Here is an 18,928-nt window from a genome sequence, read left to right on the forward strand (position 1 = left end):
TGCTCCTCACTATGTTCTGCAACAATCTTATAAAAATCGAGGTTATTTGCATCATGAGTTAAAGCAAGAGCAAAAAGCTGTAAGTGATGCTAGCGCAGCTATAGAGCTAGAGCCAATCGAAGCTGGAGTTTATGCCAATCGAGGACTAGCTTACAACGCTTTGAAGAATTATCAAGCAGCTATAGCTGACCATAGCCGTTCGATAGAGCTAGAACCAAAGGTTCCAGGTTGGTATTACAATCGAGGGAGGGTTTATCGAAAAGTGGGAAATTATCAGTCCTCTGTCTCTGATTTGAATCGTGCGATTCAATTAAATGCTTCTTTTGAGTGGGCTTACTATCAAAGAGGACTAACCTACAAAGCTATGGGCAATGGGCAACAAGCCGAAGCCGATTTAACTAAAGCGTTAGAGCTAGGTTATCGAGAAGCCAAGGTGTATTCTAATCGGGGTGAAATCCGCTTAAAACTAGGCAATTACAAGGAAAGCATAGAGGATTTGACTCAAACCATTCAGCTAGAACCAGATAGGGCTGAAGATCACCATAATCGGGCTATTGCTTACCATAATTTAGGTAACTTTTCATTGGCTAAAGCGGATGCTCAAAAAGCCGCTCAACTCTATCAGGCTCAAGGAAATCAAGAACAATACCAAATTTTGAGCGATTACCTGCGACAAATGCCATAATTTTAGTAACATATAAAGCAACCTATCCAACTTAGTCAAAAAAGTAAAGTCATTTCCAGGCTGCTGTCAAGGTTGTCGGCTCAAGAATAATTTTTCTTTAGTGACAGTGGGTATGTCCTCTGTTACATTTATGGCAACCATTACTATCAGTTTTCCCAGAATGGGCAAACGAAGGATTCGCTCCAACGAAAAATAGAAAAACACAAAGAAATAAAACAGCTTGTTTCATCAGTAAGCTACTCGCTAATTAAAATGTTCTTTTGTTCTATTTTGATAGGGATTAGATATTAGGCTGTGATCGCTAGCACTTATGATTATTAGTAGGGTACGTCTTTATGCCAAATGGGAGTAAAACTTTGACGGGATAAAGCTTTTAACCGATTTTTGAGGAAGAAAATAATAGGCGATCGTTTATTATAAAAGAGATATCCAAATTTAAAATAATTGTAATCATTATTAGATAATGATTACTTTCTATTCAAACCTCGTTTTTTCAAACGATTAAGCAATCCAGGTCGTCGGCTATACCTTTGGTAAAGATCATTAATTTTGTCCTGAAAAAATGATTCTTTATCTTGGTAAATTGCTAGGTCATGTAATTGGCTTAACAACTTGACTGCCTCATCATAGGGCTTAGACTGTTTCTTACTAATTAATTCTTCAATATTTTGCCAAACCTGATTTTCTTGAGAGGCAAGAGCTTCTAATCTATTAATTCGTCTAGCTTCGGCTTGTTTTTGTAATGCTTGTTGTTCTTTTATCCTCTCACTCTGAGCCAATTCAAAAAGATGTTGACTGGTTCTTTGTCCTGAAATTAGAGAAGGGGAATTATCCACTATTTGTAAGATTCTTTGGTGGAGTTCAGCCTCAACACTCAAGTCACCTTGAGAAAGTTTGAGCAACATTTTATTACATTCAGGGCGAGGAATTTGACCAATGGCTTTTTCAATTTGTTGTTGAGATAAGTTAGTCTTATTTTGACTATTTTTAGCTGCTACTTTTAATAGGTGTTCATCAATTTCAAACAGTTCTACAAAGGAATTTAAAGCTGAGGATAACTTATTTAATCCAGGAGGGATAGGGGGTTCAATCTCTGAATACTCTAGGTCTTGTTCCTCTATTATTCTTAACCAAGCTAAATATAAGACTCGATAATCTTGTTCTAAAATTTCTTTTCTAATATTGATTAAGGAATCTAAATAACCATCATCTTCTATCCAACCAAACCCTTCCTCATTATCAAATTCAATATTAAGAATAGCTGATTTAAGATTAAGGATAATTCTAACATTTTCTCCATCACAATATTTTTCTAGGTCTTGGAGATTAACCAAAGATTTAGGAAATTTTAGCATCAATTGTATGGTTCCCCAATTGGCTATGTAAAACATGGCATCGAAATATTTTTCTAAAACTTCTTCTGGTCGTCCTCGAAAATCACTATAGTTATAAATAAAAATAGCTTTTCTTGAAGTTAGTTGAACGCGAGAGGAAAGCTGACTAATCTCTTTCTTCTGTTGTTCGCTTAAAACTTTATCAACTGCTTGAAATTCGTAATATTGATGTTCGCTCATTACTTAGTCTCTGAGAAAAGGATTTTATTTGCGTTGCTTTTTCATAAGCAGGGTCAAACGGAGGCAGGAGTCAAAAGGCAGTCCGCAGAGGTGCGACCCACGCGGAGGTTCCCTTGGATTAATAATTTTAAAGCGATCAAAAGGTTGTTGCGGTTAGGAAAAATCAAAAGTTGCTGTTATAGGTGCGTGATCTGATCCAGGTTCTCCCCGTCGTTGACTGGGTTGTTCAGAAATTGAGGGTAATGACCCTAACCCATCAATGTGACTATCTACTACAGGGGTTTGAGGGGGATTTCCGGGCAGTAACTCTTTACTGACCAAAATATGGTCAATTAATTCTCCATTGCCTCGAAAAACCCGTGAAAAGCGTCTTTTGGGGGGAATGAGGGGGGCTAGGTTAAATAAACGGGCATCATCTCCTTGATCTGGGAGGGAAAAGCCCTTTGTGCCAATTTCACTGCCCCCCGGTCCGTGTAAAATCTGGGTAGTGGCCGCTTCAGTGACATCATTCAAATCTCCTAAGATAATCAATCCTTGAGGGGGAAATTCTACGAAGTTTTCGGAGTCTTCAATGGGTAATTAGAGAGAAACCAACGCGAATGCCTCGTCTATCCGATTGAGTTGAGAGTTGAGAGTAGGGATATTGCCCGTTTAATTGATTGATTAAATCTTCAAAGGATTCAGGACTCCCCACTTCTTGGACCCCAATGACATCGGCTGCTAAATTCTTGATGAGTTGGGAGAGGGATTGTAGTTTTTCTTGATACTTTCGGCTCTGTTCAGCATCGTTAAGGTTCGGCTGAAAGAGGTTTTCTAAGTTCCATGTCATTACTTTGAAGGTTGTCATGTCGCCTCCGTTTGACAGCTTCGGGTAATTTTTGGCCTTGAGTGTCTCTTATATTCTGATTGAATCAGTTTTGGGGTGTCTTAAGTTGATTGATGAAAGAAAACGTCACAATTACCTGTGTATTAATCAACCGAGATAAAATAAAGGTAACTAAAAAGCCTAAAAATCTTATTCTATTTGGTTTTTACCGAACTTTTAAAAAGAGCAAATTATTGTGAGTAAATTCTCAAAAGAATCTTTACAACAATGGACTTATTGTACTCCTACGGTAAATTGTTATGGGCAAATTCTTAAAATCACTACTCATACCGCTTTTTATTATACGGAATCTTTGAGGGAGAATGTCAACCTAGAAATGGTTTCAATTCCAAATGGAACCTTTCCAATGGGAACTGATGAGGTTGAAATTGAGAGATTAGTCGAAAAGTTTGATTGGGATGGTTATCGGTGCGAAAAACCTCAGCATAACGTCACTCTTTCTCCCTTCTTTATGGGCAAATATCCCATTACTCAAGTTCAATGGAAAGCGATCGCCTCTCAAACGGATCTAAAAGTTAACATTGAGTTAGACGAAAATCCCTCAGACTTCAAAGGAGATAATCTGCCTGTGGAGAGGGTGAGCAGGGACGAAGCGGTAGAATTTTGTCAACGTCTTTCTAAGCTAACACGAAAGGACTATAGATTGCCCTCCGAAGCCCAATGGGAATACGCTTGTCATGCTGTAACAAAACCCCTAGACCTTGAAAACAATGAAACTTATCCACCCTTTTACTTTGGGGAAACCCTCACGGGAAAATTGGCCAATTATGTGGCTTCACAGACTTATGCTAAGGAATCACCAGGACAAGAGACAGAGCAAACAACTCCAGTGGGTCAATTTCCTCCCAATGCTTTTGGATTATACGATATGCACGGGTTAGTCTGGGAATGGTGTGCTGATGACTGGTATGAAAATTATGAAAATGCGCCAAGTGATGGTAGTGCATGGGTTGACAGGGAAAAAAAGGAGAATGATTTATGTTCCGTTCTGCGAGGGGGTTCGTGGAGCGATGATCCTGATGTCTGTCGTTGCGCCTTTCGCTTCGGTAACGTGAAGTCCAAAGAGCGTGACAACACTTACGGTTTTCGAGTTGTTTGCGTCTTCGGGGGGAAGTTTAAATAGAATCAGCAAACCCAAAGAACCATATCCGATTCAATTAGGGATATCTTTCGCTAACTATCACCAGACAATTCATTACCCTGTAATTGTACGATAAACTACTTCTTCAGCCACGCTATCGACTCGATCAAACCTTGTACCTGTGCGACTAACTTCCCTACTAATGCGCGTTAGTGCTGGTTTATTTTATTAAAATTCGGCACTAACTAAAAGTCAAGGGGCGCACAGGCTAAGGTGCGATTCCTCTTGGATAAGCGATCGCTTATTAATTAGCCAAAATTTAACTAAAGGCTAATACCATATATGAGACTAGCTCCCAATTTGAGTCATGACACTTAAACCACTGAATTTAAGCGAAAAACTACAACGTAAACAAAAACAAAGATGGCTCAAACCCCTATATTGGTTGGGTGGGGGAATGATAGCGGTGTGCTTAATATTATCTGCGTTGCAATGGGGAGTTCCTTGGCATTGGCAACTATTTTTTCACTGGTTAGTGCGTGGAGAAGATATCAACTCCATACCTGTTAATCTGCATTCAGAAATCCGTGAATTTTGTCAGCAGTCACAGTCTAATGGTCAAGTTGATGGTTATAAAGGAAGTCCAGAAATTGCTTATGGATTAGGAAAATTTAAGTGTCGACGTTCTTCTCGTTTAGACCAGTGGGAAATTTCAGATCAGTATGGTTTCGCCAAAGTCGAAGAAGCAGCAGCAGGAACGCAAATGGCGGAAATTCTGGTGGCTTTAGTGGGAACAGATTACTTCTACGAAATTAAAGGGACAATACCGACACACAGACAAAAGTGAGTCGAGGTAAGGAAATAAAAACTGCGATCGCTTTAGCTCAAATGAATTGAGGGAAATGGACAAATTTTTGTAGCCATGTCTGTGCATCTTGATAAAACTCAAATTCTTGTTCAAGTTGTTTAAATTCAGGAGTATGAATCCTTATTCGTTCATTAACCCATTTCTCTGGGCAATGTTTGTGCAATAATTCGTGATATAAAATAAATTCGACCACAAAAGAAGGAATGTTGTGATCATCAAGAGTTAAACTAATGACAACACGATCACGATTTGGTTCATAATGTCCAAATTTTCGTCGGGTTAAAGATTGACTCCAACTTAAGCGAGGCTTACTCAGAGCGTTGTTAAAATACTGGCGATTAATTTTCTCAAATAATAAATTGAGATCATAAAATTGCCCTTGAGAGTTATCGGCTTCAATTTCGGCAGTTAAATCTAATGCTAAAAGAATATCGCTATATTCTTTTCCAAGAGCATATTGTTGAATAATTTGAGTGTTTTTAGTCGTTTTTCCCTCAAATATACTTGTTATAATAGCTGTAATAATTTCTTCAGGAGCAGTAATAAAACCTTCATTGAGGATAATATTATGATGATAGCGTTCTGTTTTGCCTTTGTATAAACTGGACATATTCAGAAAACTAATAAATATCTTTTCAGTTTTAATTAAATTATCTTTAGAGATTTTTTGAGCATTTTCAAGAGTTTTACGAGTGGCTATTAAATGTGTTTCCAACCACGAGGGATGAGCTAAAAATTTCATCCAAGTATAAATTTTACGGGAAGAATTACTCAGAGAAGCTGGAGAAGCTTGATTAGTTTGGCAAATATGTTCAATGGCAGTAACGTTACTATTTAAGTTATGGATTAGTTGGTCAAAATCATCTGGTTTAGGACTATTAGAATAGTTAAAAATATCTTCTAAAATAGCTTTTTGTTGCTTGACAATATTTTTTAAGCGAATAGTAGATGATGCTTGAACAGTCCGTCGAGGTTGATTTTCAGATTTAGTCGAGACAATAGGCAAATAATCTAAATCAATTTCCTTGAGAAAATAGTAAGCTTTGCGTGAACGACTCGGTAAGTGATCTGGGTGACTACCAGATTCACTACAGATATTTTCAATGGTTTCAAGATGATTTTGAATGTATTGTTTAAACTTCTCTTTTTCGTTAGGATTAATGCCTATTTGGAGAATATCGTGAACCGTGGTTGCTATTTTTACAATACCTCTAATACGAAGACGGTTTGCCATGTTTCTCTTTAAGGTAACGACGGGGAATTACAGTCTTGGTGAAAGCTACTATATTTCTATTGTAAATCGGACTGATAAATCTTTTGGTAGAATCTGAAAAAAATCAAGGATAAAGGGGTGAAATCGTCTAGTAATGGCAAAATCAGAGAAAGGACGTTAAGAGGTTACGGGGAATGGCCATCAAACGAGGAACCACAGGGAAGAAAAACACTCAATCAGTTAAGAAAACCACTGTTTCCTCATCAACCCATCAGCAATCCTCAACAACAGTTGAGTCACCACCCAAAAACCAAGAAAGATTATTAGATCCTACAAACAAAGATTCAGACGAGAGCAATGGTCAGAATATACGTCCTCATCGTTTAGAGGATTACATTGGGCAAGAATCCCTAAAATCGGTGCTAAACATTGGCATCAAAGCAGCCCTTGGGAGACAAGACCCCTTAGATCACTTACTTCTCTATGGCCCACCAGGACTGGGAAAAACTACCATGTCGTTGATTCTGGCAGAAGAAATGGGAGTGAACTGTAAGATAACCGCAGCACCAGCTTTAGAACGACCCAGAGATATCACGGGCATATTAGTAAACCTAAAACCTGGAGATGTCCTATTCATTGATGAAATTCACCGTCTTAACCGTTTGACCGAAGAGTTGCTTTATCCTGCAATGGAAGATTATCGTTTAGATATCACCATTGGCAAAGGTCAAGCAGCAAGAACACGGAGTATTCCCCTTCCTAGATTTACCTTGGTGGGGGCAACAACTAAAGTGGGTTCTCTAACATCTCCCCTCAGAGATCGCTTTGGGTTGATTGAGCGGTTAAGGTTTTACGAACCCGAAGAACTAGCCCTAATCATTGAAAGAACGGCGAAAATACTGGAAGTTAGCATTACCCAACCAGGAGCGATGGAAATAGCCAGGCGATCGCGGGGAACCCCTCGCATTGCTAATCGGCTACTAAGAAGGGTTCGGGATTACCAAGTAGTACATAAACACCAAAGTATAACCGAGGGCTTGGCCGCAGAGTCGTTAGACTTTTACCAAGTTGACCCAATGGGATTAGATTGGACAGACAGGATGATCCTAGAAACGATGATCAACAACTTTAATGGTGGGCCAGTGGGGTTAGAAAGTGTGGCAGCATCCACAGGAGAAGATGCCAAAACCATTGAGGACGTTTATGAGCCTTATCTGTTGCAAATCGGATTTCTTAATCGCACCCATCGGGGGAGGATGGTGACAGAATTGGCTAGAGAACATTTAATTGAAAACTGATTATTTCTAATAATTTAATTTACATTAATAGGAATAATTTTGAAAAGTTTACTGTTTTTTTTAGGAGGTGAAGATAATTGTTGAGTACAACTTTTAAGCTTAGTTAAAGAATCTTTGATGTTACGATCGACTGAAGCTAGTTGATAAGCTAAACAAGAACTTTGTTGTGAACATTGATGGCACAGCATAATGACAAATGGCTTCAAATCAGTTCAAGTCCAATGTTATCTTAATCTATACTTTTTCTCGGTATTTAGGGACACTTTCAAAATTGGTTGCGTGCAGAATGCAATGGTTAAAAAATTCCGAAGTAGTGACCGTCAATCCTTGGATTATAATATTGTAATTGAGAAACTTTAAGCTAAAGATAACCGTTTTAATAGCTGTAAATGTTGATCCAACGAAGCAAAGGTATTAGCCAACATCATACCGCTAGCTGCAACTGCTGGTAAACCGATACCTGGAAAGGTGGAGTCACCGCAACACCATAACCCCTCAACTGCTGTATTCGGACCGGGAAACAAAGCTTTTCCTGCTTGGATAGCCGGACCGTAAGAACCTCGGTAACGACGCAAAAACCGTTCATGGGTCAGAGGAGTTCCCACTAAAGAAAGGGAAATGCGATGGCGGATATCAGGGATAATACGTTCTAATGCTTGCCACATAACCTGAGTTCTGGCTTCTTTTTGTTGTTGATAGGCTTGACTATTACGCTTCAAATGAGACCAAAGATGATAAGGTTCGTTACCGGGGGTATAAACATGGATTGCGTGTTTTCCTTGAGGGGCTAAACTAGGATCAAGTAAGGAGGGAATGGAGACTAAAATCACGTTTTGTTCTGCTGTAATGCCTTTTTCCCAGTCATTGACCACAATATGATGACAAGGTAAGTGTGAAGGTAAGTTTTGACCATCAATACCCAGATGAAGATGCAAAAAACTCTCACAGGGTGGTGTTTGTTGTTTTTGGGTTCGCCACTCTTGGGATACTGCATCTATGGGTAAGAGCTTCAGGGTGTCCCAAACTGACGCATTAGAAATAACGGCACGAGTAGCTCTTAAGATATCACCATTGCGAAGTTTTACGCCGATGGCTTGATTATTTTTGACTAGAATTTGCTCAACATGGGAGTTTAAGTGCAGTTTACCGCCATTTTTAGTGAAACCACTGACCAAAGCATCGACTAATGCCCCACTGCCCCCAAGAGGATAATCTAACTTAACCCCTGGACGATACCAATCAGCAAACATAAAGGCCATTTCGGCTGCGCTGGTACCGGTAGCCGGCAGTCCGGATAATAGGAAGCAAAGCAAGTCTAACCAATGACGTATAAAAGGGTCACTAATGACTTGATCTATGATGGAACTAAAAGGTTTTGTTAACTTAAAAACTTGGTTACTTTTAAAGAGTAAACTGGGGGCAAACTTCCCTACGGTAAAAATAGCATTCCAGTCAAATCGAAGGGCCGCAGGGGGTAGGGCAATACTGGCCTCGGCTAAAGGTTTCATGACTTCTTGTAACTTACGCCATTCTTTAACTGCCGTTTTGCCTCGTAGGTGTTTGAGAACATCACAAAATTGATCAGCCCCGACGGAGGTGTTAAAGTCTCCTTCGGGTAGGTAACAGCCCCAGGTATCATAGTTAATACAGGGTAAGGGTTCGTCAATAGCGTCTAATACTTGTTTTAAGGGGTTGGGTGAAGGGCTATAAGAGAGTCCAGAATATAAAGAGGGGCCTGAGTCGAAAATAAAGCCATCTCGTTCAAAACTATGGGCTGCACCACCAGCAATGGTATGACTTTCGCACACCGTGACATCTAAACCATAATGAGCTAATAAGGCAGCACAACTTAGTCCGCCAATACCGCTACCAATAACAATAATTTCCGTATTAGACATAGTTAACAAATCAAATAATTTATCAATGATTAATTTCTCTAGACAAATCCTAGGCAAATTAATAATGCTGCTTTTAAATTGACAAAGCCTTGTTGATAATAGGTCAAAGCAGCTAAAAGTCCAATAGGAGGAATGAGTAAAGCTAACGTAGTTCCCTGAGCTTGCTGTTGAGAAAATTTGAACAGAAAAACTAAAGTATGAGTAATGAGAACTCCTCCTCCGATGCTAATTAGGTAGAGTCGAGGGAAGCTATCACGCTTCGCCCCTCTCTGTGAAATCCGAGCGTGCAGATTTCCCTGCACTCGGCTTCCGAAAACCTTAGTCTTTCCGTCCTTTGCTCATGTGGATATAATGATGAGAACTGCTATGGATTCCTAAGAGGTTCTTAGGTTTCCAGTTGTTATGGTTGCCGTCGATGTGATGTAGTTCTACTTTTTCATCTTCAATGAATTTCAGACCACAGTAACCACATGAATGGTTTTGTCGGCGAAGTGTTTTTGCGGTACTTCCATCGTAGAGGACACTATTTTTCTTTGACCAGTAGTTGATATCCCCGTCATAGGGTGATTTAGTCCCTTTGACGTTGGCAAAACTGTTTTCAGAATAACTAATGTTTGGAAAGGCTCTTTTAACCAATTCTATTGCTTGATATCGGTTGATGGTTTTTTGTTTTTTGAACTTTTTGAAGGTTCTCTGGCTTAAGTGCCATAGGCTAAACCCCTGCAGTAGGGTGGGCAAATTAGATGTTCATTTGGATTTATCATGTCAAAAATTTTGCCCACCTTACAAAATAGGGTAGCGATGTTATTTTAATCAAAAACTACCACAATACTCAAATAAAGGTGAAGTAGAACTCACGTTGAAAAAATGAGCGAATGATGAGTTCTTAGACAGTTGTATTGATATTGTAACTACCATTTAAGGCAGATAAGTCATCAAGTTCAAACACTGAACCGTCATCCTGAGTATAAGAACTGCCTTGATAAAGATCAGCCAACAAATTAATGGGATAGTTGTGATTACCAATAACGCTTGACTCTCCTGGTTGGAAAGCATCATCCCAGTTTAAGTAGACATCTAAATCACCCATTAAGTCGTCGTAACCGAGAGTGCTGCTAGAATGGAAGGCAACAACTTGATTTGCGTCAGTTGCGTCTAGTCGTCCTGACTCATCAGTTAACCCATATTCAAATAGAGGCCCGGCCGTATCAAGACCGATGACTGTATTAAGGGCTTCTCCTGTTAGATTATCATAAGTATCAGCCGCAATGCCACTAACGTGGCCCCCTAAACTGTGACCAATAAGGGTTGTTTTTTGTGCATCAACTCCTAACCCGTGAAGAAATTCTCCTAACTGTTGACCAATAACAGCAGTATCACCAGCAGATTCTAGATAATTGTAATTACCTGCCAAATCTGTCCAATCAGTGAAGAAAATGTTAGCATTTGAGTCATATTGAATAATAGATTCAGCTAACGTAGCGAAATCATTATCACTAAAACCTGCACTTTGCCATCCATGAGTAATGACATAAACAGATTGAGTGTTATCAAAAACATGATTTTCACCCCATAAATAAAAGGACGCATCGTTAGATTGTTGATACAAAGCAAACTGATTATTAATGGTTTGAGTATCATCTAAAGTTGGGGTTTGAACTAAGGTCGCAATGTCAGCTTGTCCTAAACTAAATCCATCACTAAACTGGAAGGTATCAATGCGTGAAGTTTCATCAACAAACCAGTTTTCTAACACTAAGGTTTGAGTTACATCTAGGATACTAATTTCTAAGTTTAAATCATCCAATTGAGTAAAGATGATATTAGCAGCATCATAGACAGTATCAAAGCTGAGAATATCAGTGGTCAACTCATCACCTTGGTTATCAATATAAGCGGTTAATCCGTTATCCCAATTTTCCAAGAAGTAAGTATCATTTCCAGTACCACCAACAAAGGTATTATTATCACCTCCGATGTAAAATAAATTGTCACCACTGTCACCATTAATGGTGTTATATTCCCCATCACTGTTGATAGTGTCGTCACCTTCACCAGCATTAATGGTATTGAAGAAACCACTCACATTAATTAAGTCATTTCCTACACCTGCATCAACTTTACTATAAATATCGGTGGTGGTAATGGTATCATCTCCATCTCCACTATTAATCTTATTATTGATACCAAATGATTCAATGGTATCGCTATCATCGAAGGTGTAAATGTAGTTACTAATGCCAACATTTATAACCATTTCTTTACCGTAGAAATCGATAAAATAATTCGATTTTCCACCGGCAAACATCCAATCATCTCCATTGCCACCGAAGACAATATTATTTTTACCCACCCCAAAAATGGTGTCATTTCCTTCACCACCGAGAAAGATATTAGTTTGACCTCCTGCCAGTAAAATATCTTCACCATCACCCCCACTAACGCGGTTACTCTGACCTAAACCAATGACAATATCATTGCCTTCTTGTGCCAGGATATTATTACTTTTACCGAGAGAAAAGACTAAATCATTACCCGTTCCTGTGGCAATAATATTGGTTTGTCCCGCAGCAACAACGGTATCGTCATCACTACCACTGAGAACAAAATTAGATTGCCCTGCGGTTAAAATTAAGTCGTTTCCTTCATCACTTAAAACAGCATTATTTTGACCCGCACCAAAGACAATATCATTTCCTTCTCCCCCGAACATAATATTATTTTTGCCCGCACTTACCAGGATGTCATCTCCTAATGCACCACTGACTACATTATTTTTACCTCCTGCTAAAAGAAGATCGCCATTATCGGTGTATAAATCAAAGGAGAAGCGAGATAAATCTGGCATTAAAGCAGATAAATCAGGTAACGATAACGATGGATTAACATCAGGAATACCCATATCTGCTGGTAAGGTAAAGTTTGAGAAATCAGGAAGGGTTAAACTCGGTAAAGAAAGACTGGGTAAAGTAGCATCAGGAATATCAAACGTCGGTAAAGTTAAATTGGGTAAAGTAATATCAGGAACTGAGACAGAATCAAATCCAAAATCATCTAAACTATAATCAAAATCAGCGAGATCGAAATCAAAATCTAAGTCAAAATTAACTTCAGCAAGATCAAGATCAAAATCCAAACTAATCAGACTGGGTAACTCAAGAGAACCTAAATCAACATTGATTAAATTATCCCAATTAATGTCTGGAATTAAACTGTTTAAATCAAACTCAGGAATTTCTGGAATTAAATCATCGACAGAAGGTAATTGAAGCGAATCTAAATTCCAAGTATAGAGTAAACTTTCTCCATAGATGTAGTTATTTTGTCCACCCGCAACGATTAAATCACTACCTAAACCACCACTAATACTGTTGGTTTGACCAATGCTAAGAATGATATCATCACCAGCATCTGTACTAACGGAATTCTTCTTACCACCAGAAAAAATTGTGTCATTGCCACTAAAGGTATAAATGGTATTACTGACACCGATACTAATAACCGTATTATCCCCAAAGAAATCAAGGATTTTGTTATTTTCTCCTCCTGCAATAATCCAATCATCACCGCGATCGCCTGAGATATAATTATTTTGGCCAATACCGACAATGAAGTCATCGTCTGCACCACCGAGGAAGATATTCGTTTTACCTCCTGCAAGGATGACATCTTTTCCATCACCCCCACTAACGCGGTTACTTTCTCCTAATCCAATGACCACATCATCTCCTTCTTGGGCTAGGATATTATTACTTTTACCCGCAGAGAAGACAATATCATCACCGCTACCTGCTAGGATAACGTTGGTTTGTCCAGCAGCAACAATGGTATCGTCATCACTACCACTGAGAATGTAGTTATTTTTGCCAGCACTTAAAATGAAGTCATTGCCTTCATCTCCCAGGACGAGGTTATTTTGACCTGCACCAAAGATTAAATCATTACCTTCACCCCCAAATAAGACATTATATTGACCGGCACTCACCATAATGTCATCATCTAAGGCACCTCCAACCACGTTGAGTTTACCAGCAGCAACTAAGATGTCACCGTTACCATTGTAAACATCAAAATTGAATCGAGAAAGGTTAGGAATGGCGTAGGATAAATCAGGTAAGGAAATGTTCGGTAAGGAAAAACCAGTAAGAGATAAACTGGGTAAAGATAAGCTGGAGAAATCAGGAAGACTGAGACTAGGAATGGTCAGACTGGGAATGGTAAAGTCAGGTAATCCTAAACTGGGAATGTCTAAGTCAACAATGGGAATAGTAAAGCTTGGCGTTTCCCAACTGGGTAAAGAAAAACTAGGTAAAGAAATATTAGGAAGAGAAACTAAATCAAATCCAAAATCGAGTAAAGATAAGTCAAGATCAGGGATATCGAAATCAAAATCGAGATCAAAACTGAACTCAGGTAAATCAACATCAATATCGATAGTTAGCAAGTCAAATAAACCGAAATCAAGACTCGGTAAACTTAATCCTTCTAAACTGATATTGAATAAGAGATCCCAATCAAGATCAGGAAAATCAACATTAGGAACACTTAAATTGGGAAGATTGAAATCAGTAAGACCTAAACTAATACTCGGAAGATTAAAGTTGAGACTGGGAAGATCAAAATTAATGTCAGGAACTTGAAAATCAACATCAACATCAACATCAGGGATTAAACTAGCTAAATAAGCCCAATCAATTTGAGGTAGTAAATCATCAACCCCTGGAATTTGGAAAGAATCTAACGTCCAACCTTCTGTTAGACTATCCCCATAGATGAAGTTGTACATACCCCCAGCAACAATAATATCAGCCCCTGCATCACCCACCGCAGCATTAAACTTTCCGAGGGTGACAATGACATCATTACCTGTGACTTCTTGGGTGGTATCAACATCCCCAGCATTTTCCCAATCAACGCCAGCATCAATTTCATCGGTTCTCGCCTCTGAACCCGAATTTTCGTTTTCACTACTGCCGAACCCGTTTAAATCAATGCCTAACGAGTCTCCAAAGGCAATATTGCCCATCCCCGCAGCAACGATAATATCATCATTACCACCGCCGATCATGGCATTAATTTTACCCACACTAACGATGATATCTTCGCTATCTCCCCAAGAGGTAGAAATGTTATATAAACCAACGGCAACCATCGTAGAAGACCCATGACCCACTTTGGTGAGTAAATTCCCTTTACCCAAGGCGATCATAGTATCGTCATCATAGCTATCGCTGACTTTAGTGAGGATATTAAACGCACCACCAGCATACATATTGGTATCACCACTGCCGACTTTCGTAAAAATATTAGCCCCACCAATGCCTGCCATAGTATCGGTTCCGCTACCCGTTTTGACGAAGACGTTACCTGCGGCCAAACCATACATCTGATTATTACCACCGGAATCATAGATAACGTTAGCACCACCACCTGCAATAATGGTGTCATTGCCTGCACCAGAGACAACGACGTTTAAGCCACCACCAACGACAACATCATCATTACCTGAACCTGAAATAATGACATTTGTACCACCCGCAGCAGCAATGGTATCTTTTCCTGAACCTGTAGTAATGACATTAGCTGCGCCACCTGCAATAATGGTATTTGTGCCATTTCCAGCCATAATAACGTTAGCACCGCCATAAGCCTGGATATCATCGTCACCAGACCCTGTATCGATGACGTTTGCGCCACCACCTGCAATAATGGTGTTTGTGCCATTACCAGCCGTGATAACGTTGGCACCACCATAAGCCTGGATATTATCGTTACCCGAACCTGTATCAATGATATTTGCTGCACCACCGGCAATGATTTTATTGTTTCCAAAACCCGCATCAATGACATTGGCACCGCCGTAAGCTTCGATATCATCGTTACCAGACCCTGTATCAATAACGTTGGCACCACCTTCAGCATAGATATCGTTATTACCAGACCCAGCATCAATGACGTTAGCACCGCCATAGGCTTTTATTTCATCATTGCCGTTGTAGGCGACTGTCACTTGACCATAGGTAGGGGTTAAGATGGGAACACTGAACCAACCAAAAGAAACATACTTAGTCTCAAATCCTGTAAAAACGGTTTCTAAGGCTGTTTGATAATCACTGCCTTTGATATAGTTACCACCACCATAGGCTTCGATGTAATTGTAATTGCTTTTGCCCTCTGCATATATATTATTGAAGCCGCCTTCTGCATAAATGCGATTATCCCCTGCACCCGCTTTTATCTCGTTGTAACCACCATAAGCTTCAATATCGTCATTGCCAGATCCTGCATTAACAATATTCGCTACACCACCAACAATGATTGTATTGTTACCATTACTGGCATTAATAACATTAGCACCTCCGTAGGCTTCTATCCTATCACTACCAGACCCTGTATCAATGACGTTTGCACCGCCTTCAGCGTAGATGTCATCAGCATTACCATCATCATTGGCATCTATTTCATTCCCACCGCCATAAGCTTTAATGGTATCAGAACCGCTTCGAGCATAGATTTTGTTATAGCCACCATAAGCGTATATGGTGTCGTTACCATTACCAGCATCAATGTTGTTGTAACCACCAGCTGCGGTAATGTTATCATTGCCCCAACCGGCATCAATATCGTTGTAACCACCATAAGCTTTGATGGTGTCACCTAATCCATCATCGTTGGCATCGATAAAGTTAGCACCACCGTAGGCATAAATTGTATCGTAACCCGTTCCTGCATAAATATCGTTGTAGGCAGCATGGGCTTTAATGGTGTCGTTCCCTGAACCACCATAAACTTTATTACCACCGCCCCAGACTTCTACCCAATCATTACCATTGGAAGCGTAAACCTTGTTGTAACCACCGTAGGCGTAGATTGTATCGTTACCACTGCCAGCACTAATATCGTTATAACCACCAGCTGCGGTAATGTTATCATTACCCCAACCAGCATCAATATTGTTATAACCACCGTAAGCTTTGATGGTGTCACCTCGTCCATCATCGTTGGCATCAATAAAGTTAGCACCACCGTAGGCGTAAATTGTATCGTAACCGCTTCGAGCATAAATATCGTTATAACCACCACCAGCAGTAATCGTATCGTTGCCATTTCCCGCATCGATATCGTTATAACCGCCATAAGCCGTTATATTATCGTTACCCCAACCCGCATCGATGTTGTTGTAACCACCTGCTGCATAGATGGTGTCACCTAGTCCATCATCGTTAGCATCGATAAAGTTAGCACCACCGTAGGCGTAGATTGTATCGTAACCCGTTCCTGCATAAATATCGTTGTGGGCAGCATGGGCTTTAATGGTGTCGTTCCCTGAACCCCCATTAATATAGTTAGATATACCCCAAGCTTCTATATAATCATTGCCTGAACCGCCGTAAAGGTCTGACCGTCCTGAGTAAGCTTTAATAGTATCATTACCTGAACCACCATCAAGTCTAACATACAAAGCATAAGCTTTTAGAGTGTCATTTCCTCCATTTCCATAAGCTGCACCTGCACCATAAATTGTAAAATTGTCATTACCACCATCACCATCTTTATAAAATGGATTTATAGCATTGTTGATTGTTTTAACAACGTTTCCCATGATAAATCTCTGAATAAACTGCTAGTAAATTGATATTAAAATTGCAAGAATTAATGATTTATGCTTTCCAGTGATAGATAGATTTAAAACTACCATCAGGATTAATTTTGAAGGATTTTGCGGGGGTTCCTTTCGGAAAAATATTACGACGTAAATCTTGAATAATTAAACGGGCGTGACCAAAAGGAGCAATAAATTCAGGAAACCATAAGTTATTTCCTCCCTGCCATTCATCCAGATTCAAGATATATTTTGTTGTCATGAATTTTTCTTCTACTTCATCAGTTAACCAGGCCCAATTTACAAAACCTATGGGATTACCGTCTATTTCATAAAAGCGGAATTGATTATGAATTAAAGAAGGAATGAAGCGTTCTGGAATACTAGAAATTTTATATTTGAGATGCAGAGGAGAACTGATCATTAAATGGGTAATTGAACCAATTAATTGTAGTCTTTGTTGAAGAGAAAAAGGTTGACTATTACTAACTTGCTCAAGATTAATCGTTTGATTTGATACTTTATTTTCTGCATTTTCTAATGCCAGCATTGGTTGCATTTGTGATAATCCTCTTCATTAATAAGTTTATTCAAATAAGACCTTATTAATCTATTAATCTCTGATTCTCACAATTTTGCTGTGTTTTTATTCTCTGCAACCTATGTTTAAAGTCATTGACATTTTTTAAAAAATATGTTGATGAAATGATTTTTTATTTTATTTCTACTCACTTTAAAAAACACCGTTAACTGTTTATCGACTCATATTTCTCTGGAGACAAGAGGAGCGAATGATATTCAGTCTTTATTCCAAATTTTGGCGTTGCACCATTGCGGGATGATTTATAATCAAAGAGAATTTCTTATAACCTTACTTTTCACGGGATGTTTAGTTCGCGGAGGACGTTCGAGAACCAAGCTCCAATTAATAAATCTCGCTATACTGACCTATCCTTTCGTCACACATAAGTTAACAAAAGAAAAAAAGCTGAAAGGTAGTAATAATGGAGTATAGAGTTGATTACCGTCTGCGGTCACCGAAGGTGCGCCTTTGGCGGCGAGAAGCAGACATCTTTGAGTTGTTGGCCGAACCGTTAAGAGAAGGAACACACTTGCTAATCAGAGCAGCACAGGATAGAAGAGTGAAATCAGAAGAGGAAATAGATAAATTATTCTCTAAAATAGAGAAATTAGAATCAATGGCAAAAATAGCTATCAAATTAAGAAGAACACCCCGAATAAAACCGAGAATAGCAAGATTACAAGTGAAATGGACATCAGTAGAGATCCAACCACCACAGAATAAGCCGAATTATCGGGAAATGCAACCCATTAAGGTAAATGCGATCGTAGCCGAAGAGATTCAGGCTCCTAAAGGAGAAAAAGCAGTAAAATGGTACTATTAACGACTTTAGCAGTAAATAACTTAGCAGAGACTCAAAAAGTCCTAAAATATTATACATATCGTTGGTTAATTGAGAGATTTCACTATGTGCTGAAAACAGGTTGTGGCATTGAGATGTTCAATAAAATTGGCCGCACTTCGTACCACTTCGCTTCCCTTCCTCAAGCTGCCTGGGTCTGCGGAACTATCATTGTTAACTCAGAGACTCAAGAGAGAGAATGGCAGTAAGTCGGAATTAAATACGGCAATGCTCATCATTATTAAAGGTTTAGTCCTGTGAAAACTCTATTTCGTGATTCTTCAACTCACCTGGCAGACTATCCGCACAATGCGTTTATTACTCACATGGGTAAATTTCTACCCGGTGATCCCATCTCCAATGACGAGATGGAAAACTATCTCGGCCAGGTCAACCAT

15 protein-coding genes are annotated in these 18,928 nt (G+C 39.3%); 6 read left to right on the plus strand and 9 right to left on the minus strand.

The window, feature by feature from the left end:
• A partial coding sequence (locus tag CY0110_RS22310) for a tetratricopeptide repeat protein (RefSeq protein ID WP_008277841.1) occupies nucleotides 1–685 on the plus strand: 685 nt, incomplete at its 5' end.
• 467 nt (nucleotides 686–1,152) lie between these two features.
• Here the strand turns inward: CY0110_RS22310 and CY0110_RS22315 are convergent.
• The 3 genes from CY0110_RS22315 to CY0110_RS30520 all read right to left on the minus strand — a co-directional run bounded on the left by CY0110_RS22315 (nucleotide 1,153) and on the right by CY0110_RS30520 (nucleotide 3,106).
• Complete coding sequence (locus CY0110_RS22315) at nucleotides 1,153–2,259, minus strand: hypothetical protein (protein ID WP_008277842.1); 1,107 nt, start codon at nucleotides 2,257–2,259, stop codon at nucleotides 1,153–1,155.
• A gap of 153 nt (nucleotides 2,260–2,412) precedes the next feature.
• Entirely contained in the window at nucleotides 2,413–2,790 is a 378-nt protein-coding gene (locus CY0110_RS30515) for an exonuclease/endonuclease/phosphatase family protein (protein ID WP_008277843.1), read from the minus strand.
• A gap of 37 nt (nucleotides 2,791–2,827) precedes the next feature.
• On the minus strand, nucleotides 2,828–3,106 hold the full coding sequence (locus CY0110_RS30520) for an endonuclease/exonuclease/phosphatase family protein (RefSeq protein ID WP_008277844.1): 279 nt from the start codon (nucleotides 3,104–3,106) through the stop codon (nucleotides 2,828–2,830).
• A 214-nt stretch (nucleotides 3,107–3,320) separates the two neighbouring features.
• Here CY0110_RS30520 and CY0110_RS22330 point away from each other — a divergent pair, with 214 nt between their 5' ends.
• Nucleotides 3,321–4,268 carry a formylglycine-generating enzyme family protein gene (locus CY0110_RS22330; protein WP_008277845.1) on the plus strand — a complete coding sequence of 316 codons (948 nt, stop codon included), beginning with the start codon at nucleotides 3,321–3,323 and terminating at the stop codon, nucleotides 4,266–4,268.
• 325 nt (nucleotides 4,269–4,593) lie between these two features.
• On the plus strand, nucleotides 4,594–5,073 hold the full coding sequence (locus tag CY0110_RS22335) for a hypothetical protein (protein ID WP_008277846.1): 480 nt from the start codon (nucleotides 4,594–4,596) through the stop codon (nucleotides 5,071–5,073).
• A 37-nt stretch (nucleotides 5,074–5,110) separates the two neighbouring features.
• Here the strand turns inward: CY0110_RS22335 and CY0110_RS22340 are convergent, their stop codons facing one another.
• Nucleotides 5,111–6,328 (minus strand): SprT family zinc-dependent metalloprotease, encoded by a 1,218-nt coding sequence (locus CY0110_RS22340; protein WP_008277847.1) that lies wholly within the window; start codon nucleotides 6,326–6,328, stop codon nucleotides 5,111–5,113.
• 173 nt (nucleotides 6,329–6,501) lie between these two features.
• Between CY0110_RS22340 and ruvB the strand changes: the two genes are divergently transcribed.
• Complete coding sequence (gene ruvB / locus CY0110_RS22345; protein WP_008277848.1) at nucleotides 6,502–7,605, plus strand: Holliday junction branch migration DNA helicase RuvB; 1,104 nt, start codon at nucleotides 6,502–6,504, stop codon at nucleotides 7,603–7,605.
• Between the two features lie 356 nt (nucleotides 7,606–7,961).
• Here the strand turns inward: ruvB and CY0110_RS22350 are convergent, their stop codons facing one another.
• The 5 genes from CY0110_RS22350 to CY0110_RS22370 form a co-directional block, all read right to left on the minus strand.
• Nucleotides 7,962–9,503 (minus strand): phytoene desaturase family protein, encoded by a 1,542-nt coding sequence (locus CY0110_RS22350; RefSeq protein ID WP_008277850.1) that lies wholly within the window; start codon nucleotides 9,501–9,503, stop codon nucleotides 7,962–7,964.
• A 38-nt stretch (nucleotides 9,504–9,541) separates the two neighbouring features.
• Nucleotides 9,542–9,805, minus strand: a complete 264-nt coding sequence (locus tag CY0110_RS22355) for a sulfite exporter TauE/SafE family protein (protein WP_008277851.1) — start codon at nucleotides 9,803–9,805, stop codon at nucleotides 9,542–9,544.
• Nucleotides 9,806–9,821: 16 nt separating this feature from the next.
• Nucleotides 9,822–10,241 carry an HNH endonuclease gene (locus CY0110_RS22360; protein ID WP_008277852.1) on the minus strand — a complete coding sequence of 140 codons (420 nt, stop codon included), beginning with the start codon at nucleotides 10,239–10,241 and terminating at the stop codon, nucleotides 9,822–9,824.
• Nucleotides 10,242–10,389: 148 nt separating this feature from the next.
• Nucleotides 10,390–17,106 (minus strand): calcium-binding protein, encoded by a 6,717-nt coding sequence (locus CY0110_RS22365; RefSeq protein WP_008277853.1) that lies wholly within the window; start codon nucleotides 17,104–17,106, stop codon nucleotides 10,390–10,392.
• 58 nt (nucleotides 17,107–17,164) lie between these two features.
• Nucleotides 17,165–17,665, minus strand: a complete 501-nt coding sequence (locus CY0110_RS22370) for a toxin-activating lysine-acyltransferase (protein ID WP_008277854.1) — start codon at nucleotides 17,663–17,665, stop codon at nucleotides 17,165–17,167.
• 445 nt (nucleotides 17,666–18,110) lie between these two features.
• On the opposite strand from CY0110_RS22370, the gene CY0110_RS22375 reads away from it, so the two are divergent.
• Nucleotides 18,111–18,512 carry a hypothetical protein gene (locus tag CY0110_RS22375; RefSeq protein WP_008277855.1) on the plus strand — a complete coding sequence of 134 codons (402 nt, stop codon included), beginning with the start codon at nucleotides 18,111–18,113 and terminating at the stop codon, nucleotides 18,510–18,512.
• Nucleotides 18,500–18,739, plus strand: a complete 240-nt coding sequence (locus CY0110_RS31100) for a hypothetical protein (protein ID WP_008277856.1) — start codon at nucleotides 18,500–18,502, stop codon at nucleotides 18,737–18,739. The genes CY0110_RS22375 and CY0110_RS31100 overlap by 13 nt, the downstream gene beginning before the upstream one ends.
• Nucleotides 18,740–18,928: the final 189 nt, after the last annotated feature.

Source organism: Crocosphaera chwakensis CCY0110 (assembly GCF_000169335.1).
Taxonomy (GTDB): Bacteria; Cyanobacteriota; Cyanobacteriia; order Cyanobacteriales; family Microcystaceae; genus Crocosphaera; species Crocosphaera chwakensis.

Bases quoted from the DNA above. Each gene is read 5' to 3' on its own strand.
- CY0110_RS22315 (WP_008277842.1), bottom strand. From the start codon at position 2,259: ATGAGCGAACATCAATATTACGAATTTCAAGCAGTTGATAAAGTTTTA.
- CY0110_RS30520 (WP_008277844.1), bottom strand. From the start codon at position 3,106: ATGACAACCTTCAAAGTAATGACATGGAACTTAGAAAACCTCTTTCAG.
- CY0110_RS22335 (WP_008277846.1), top strand. From the start codon at position 4,594: ATGACACTTAAACCACTGAATTTAAGCGAAAAACTACAACGTAAACAA.
- CY0110_RS22340 (WP_008277847.1), bottom strand. From the start codon at position 6,328: ATGGCAAACCGTCTTCGTATTAGAGGTATTGTAAAAATAGCAACCACG.
- ruvB (WP_008277848.1), top strand. From the start codon at position 6,502: ATGGCCATCAAACGAGGAACCACAGGGAAGAAAAACACTCAATCAGTT.
- CY0110_RS22350 (WP_008277850.1), bottom strand. From the start codon at position 9,503: ATGTCTAATACGGAAATTATTGTTATTGGTAGCGGTATTGGCGGACTA.
- CY0110_RS22365 (WP_008277853.1), bottom strand. From the start codon at position 17,106: ATGGGAAACGTTGTTAAAACAATCAACAATGCTATAAATCCATTTTAT.
- CY0110_RS22370 (WP_008277854.1), bottom strand. From the start codon at position 17,665: ATGCAACCAATGCTGGCATTAGAAAATGCAGAAAATAAAGTATCAAAT.
- CY0110_RS22375 (WP_008277855.1), top strand. From the start codon at position 18,111: ATGGAGTATAGAGTTGATTACCGTCTGCGGTCACCGAAGGTGCGCCTT.
- CY0110_RS31100 (WP_008277856.1), top strand. From the start codon at position 18,500: ATGGTACTATTAACGACTTTAGCAGTAAATAACTTAGCAGAGACTCAA.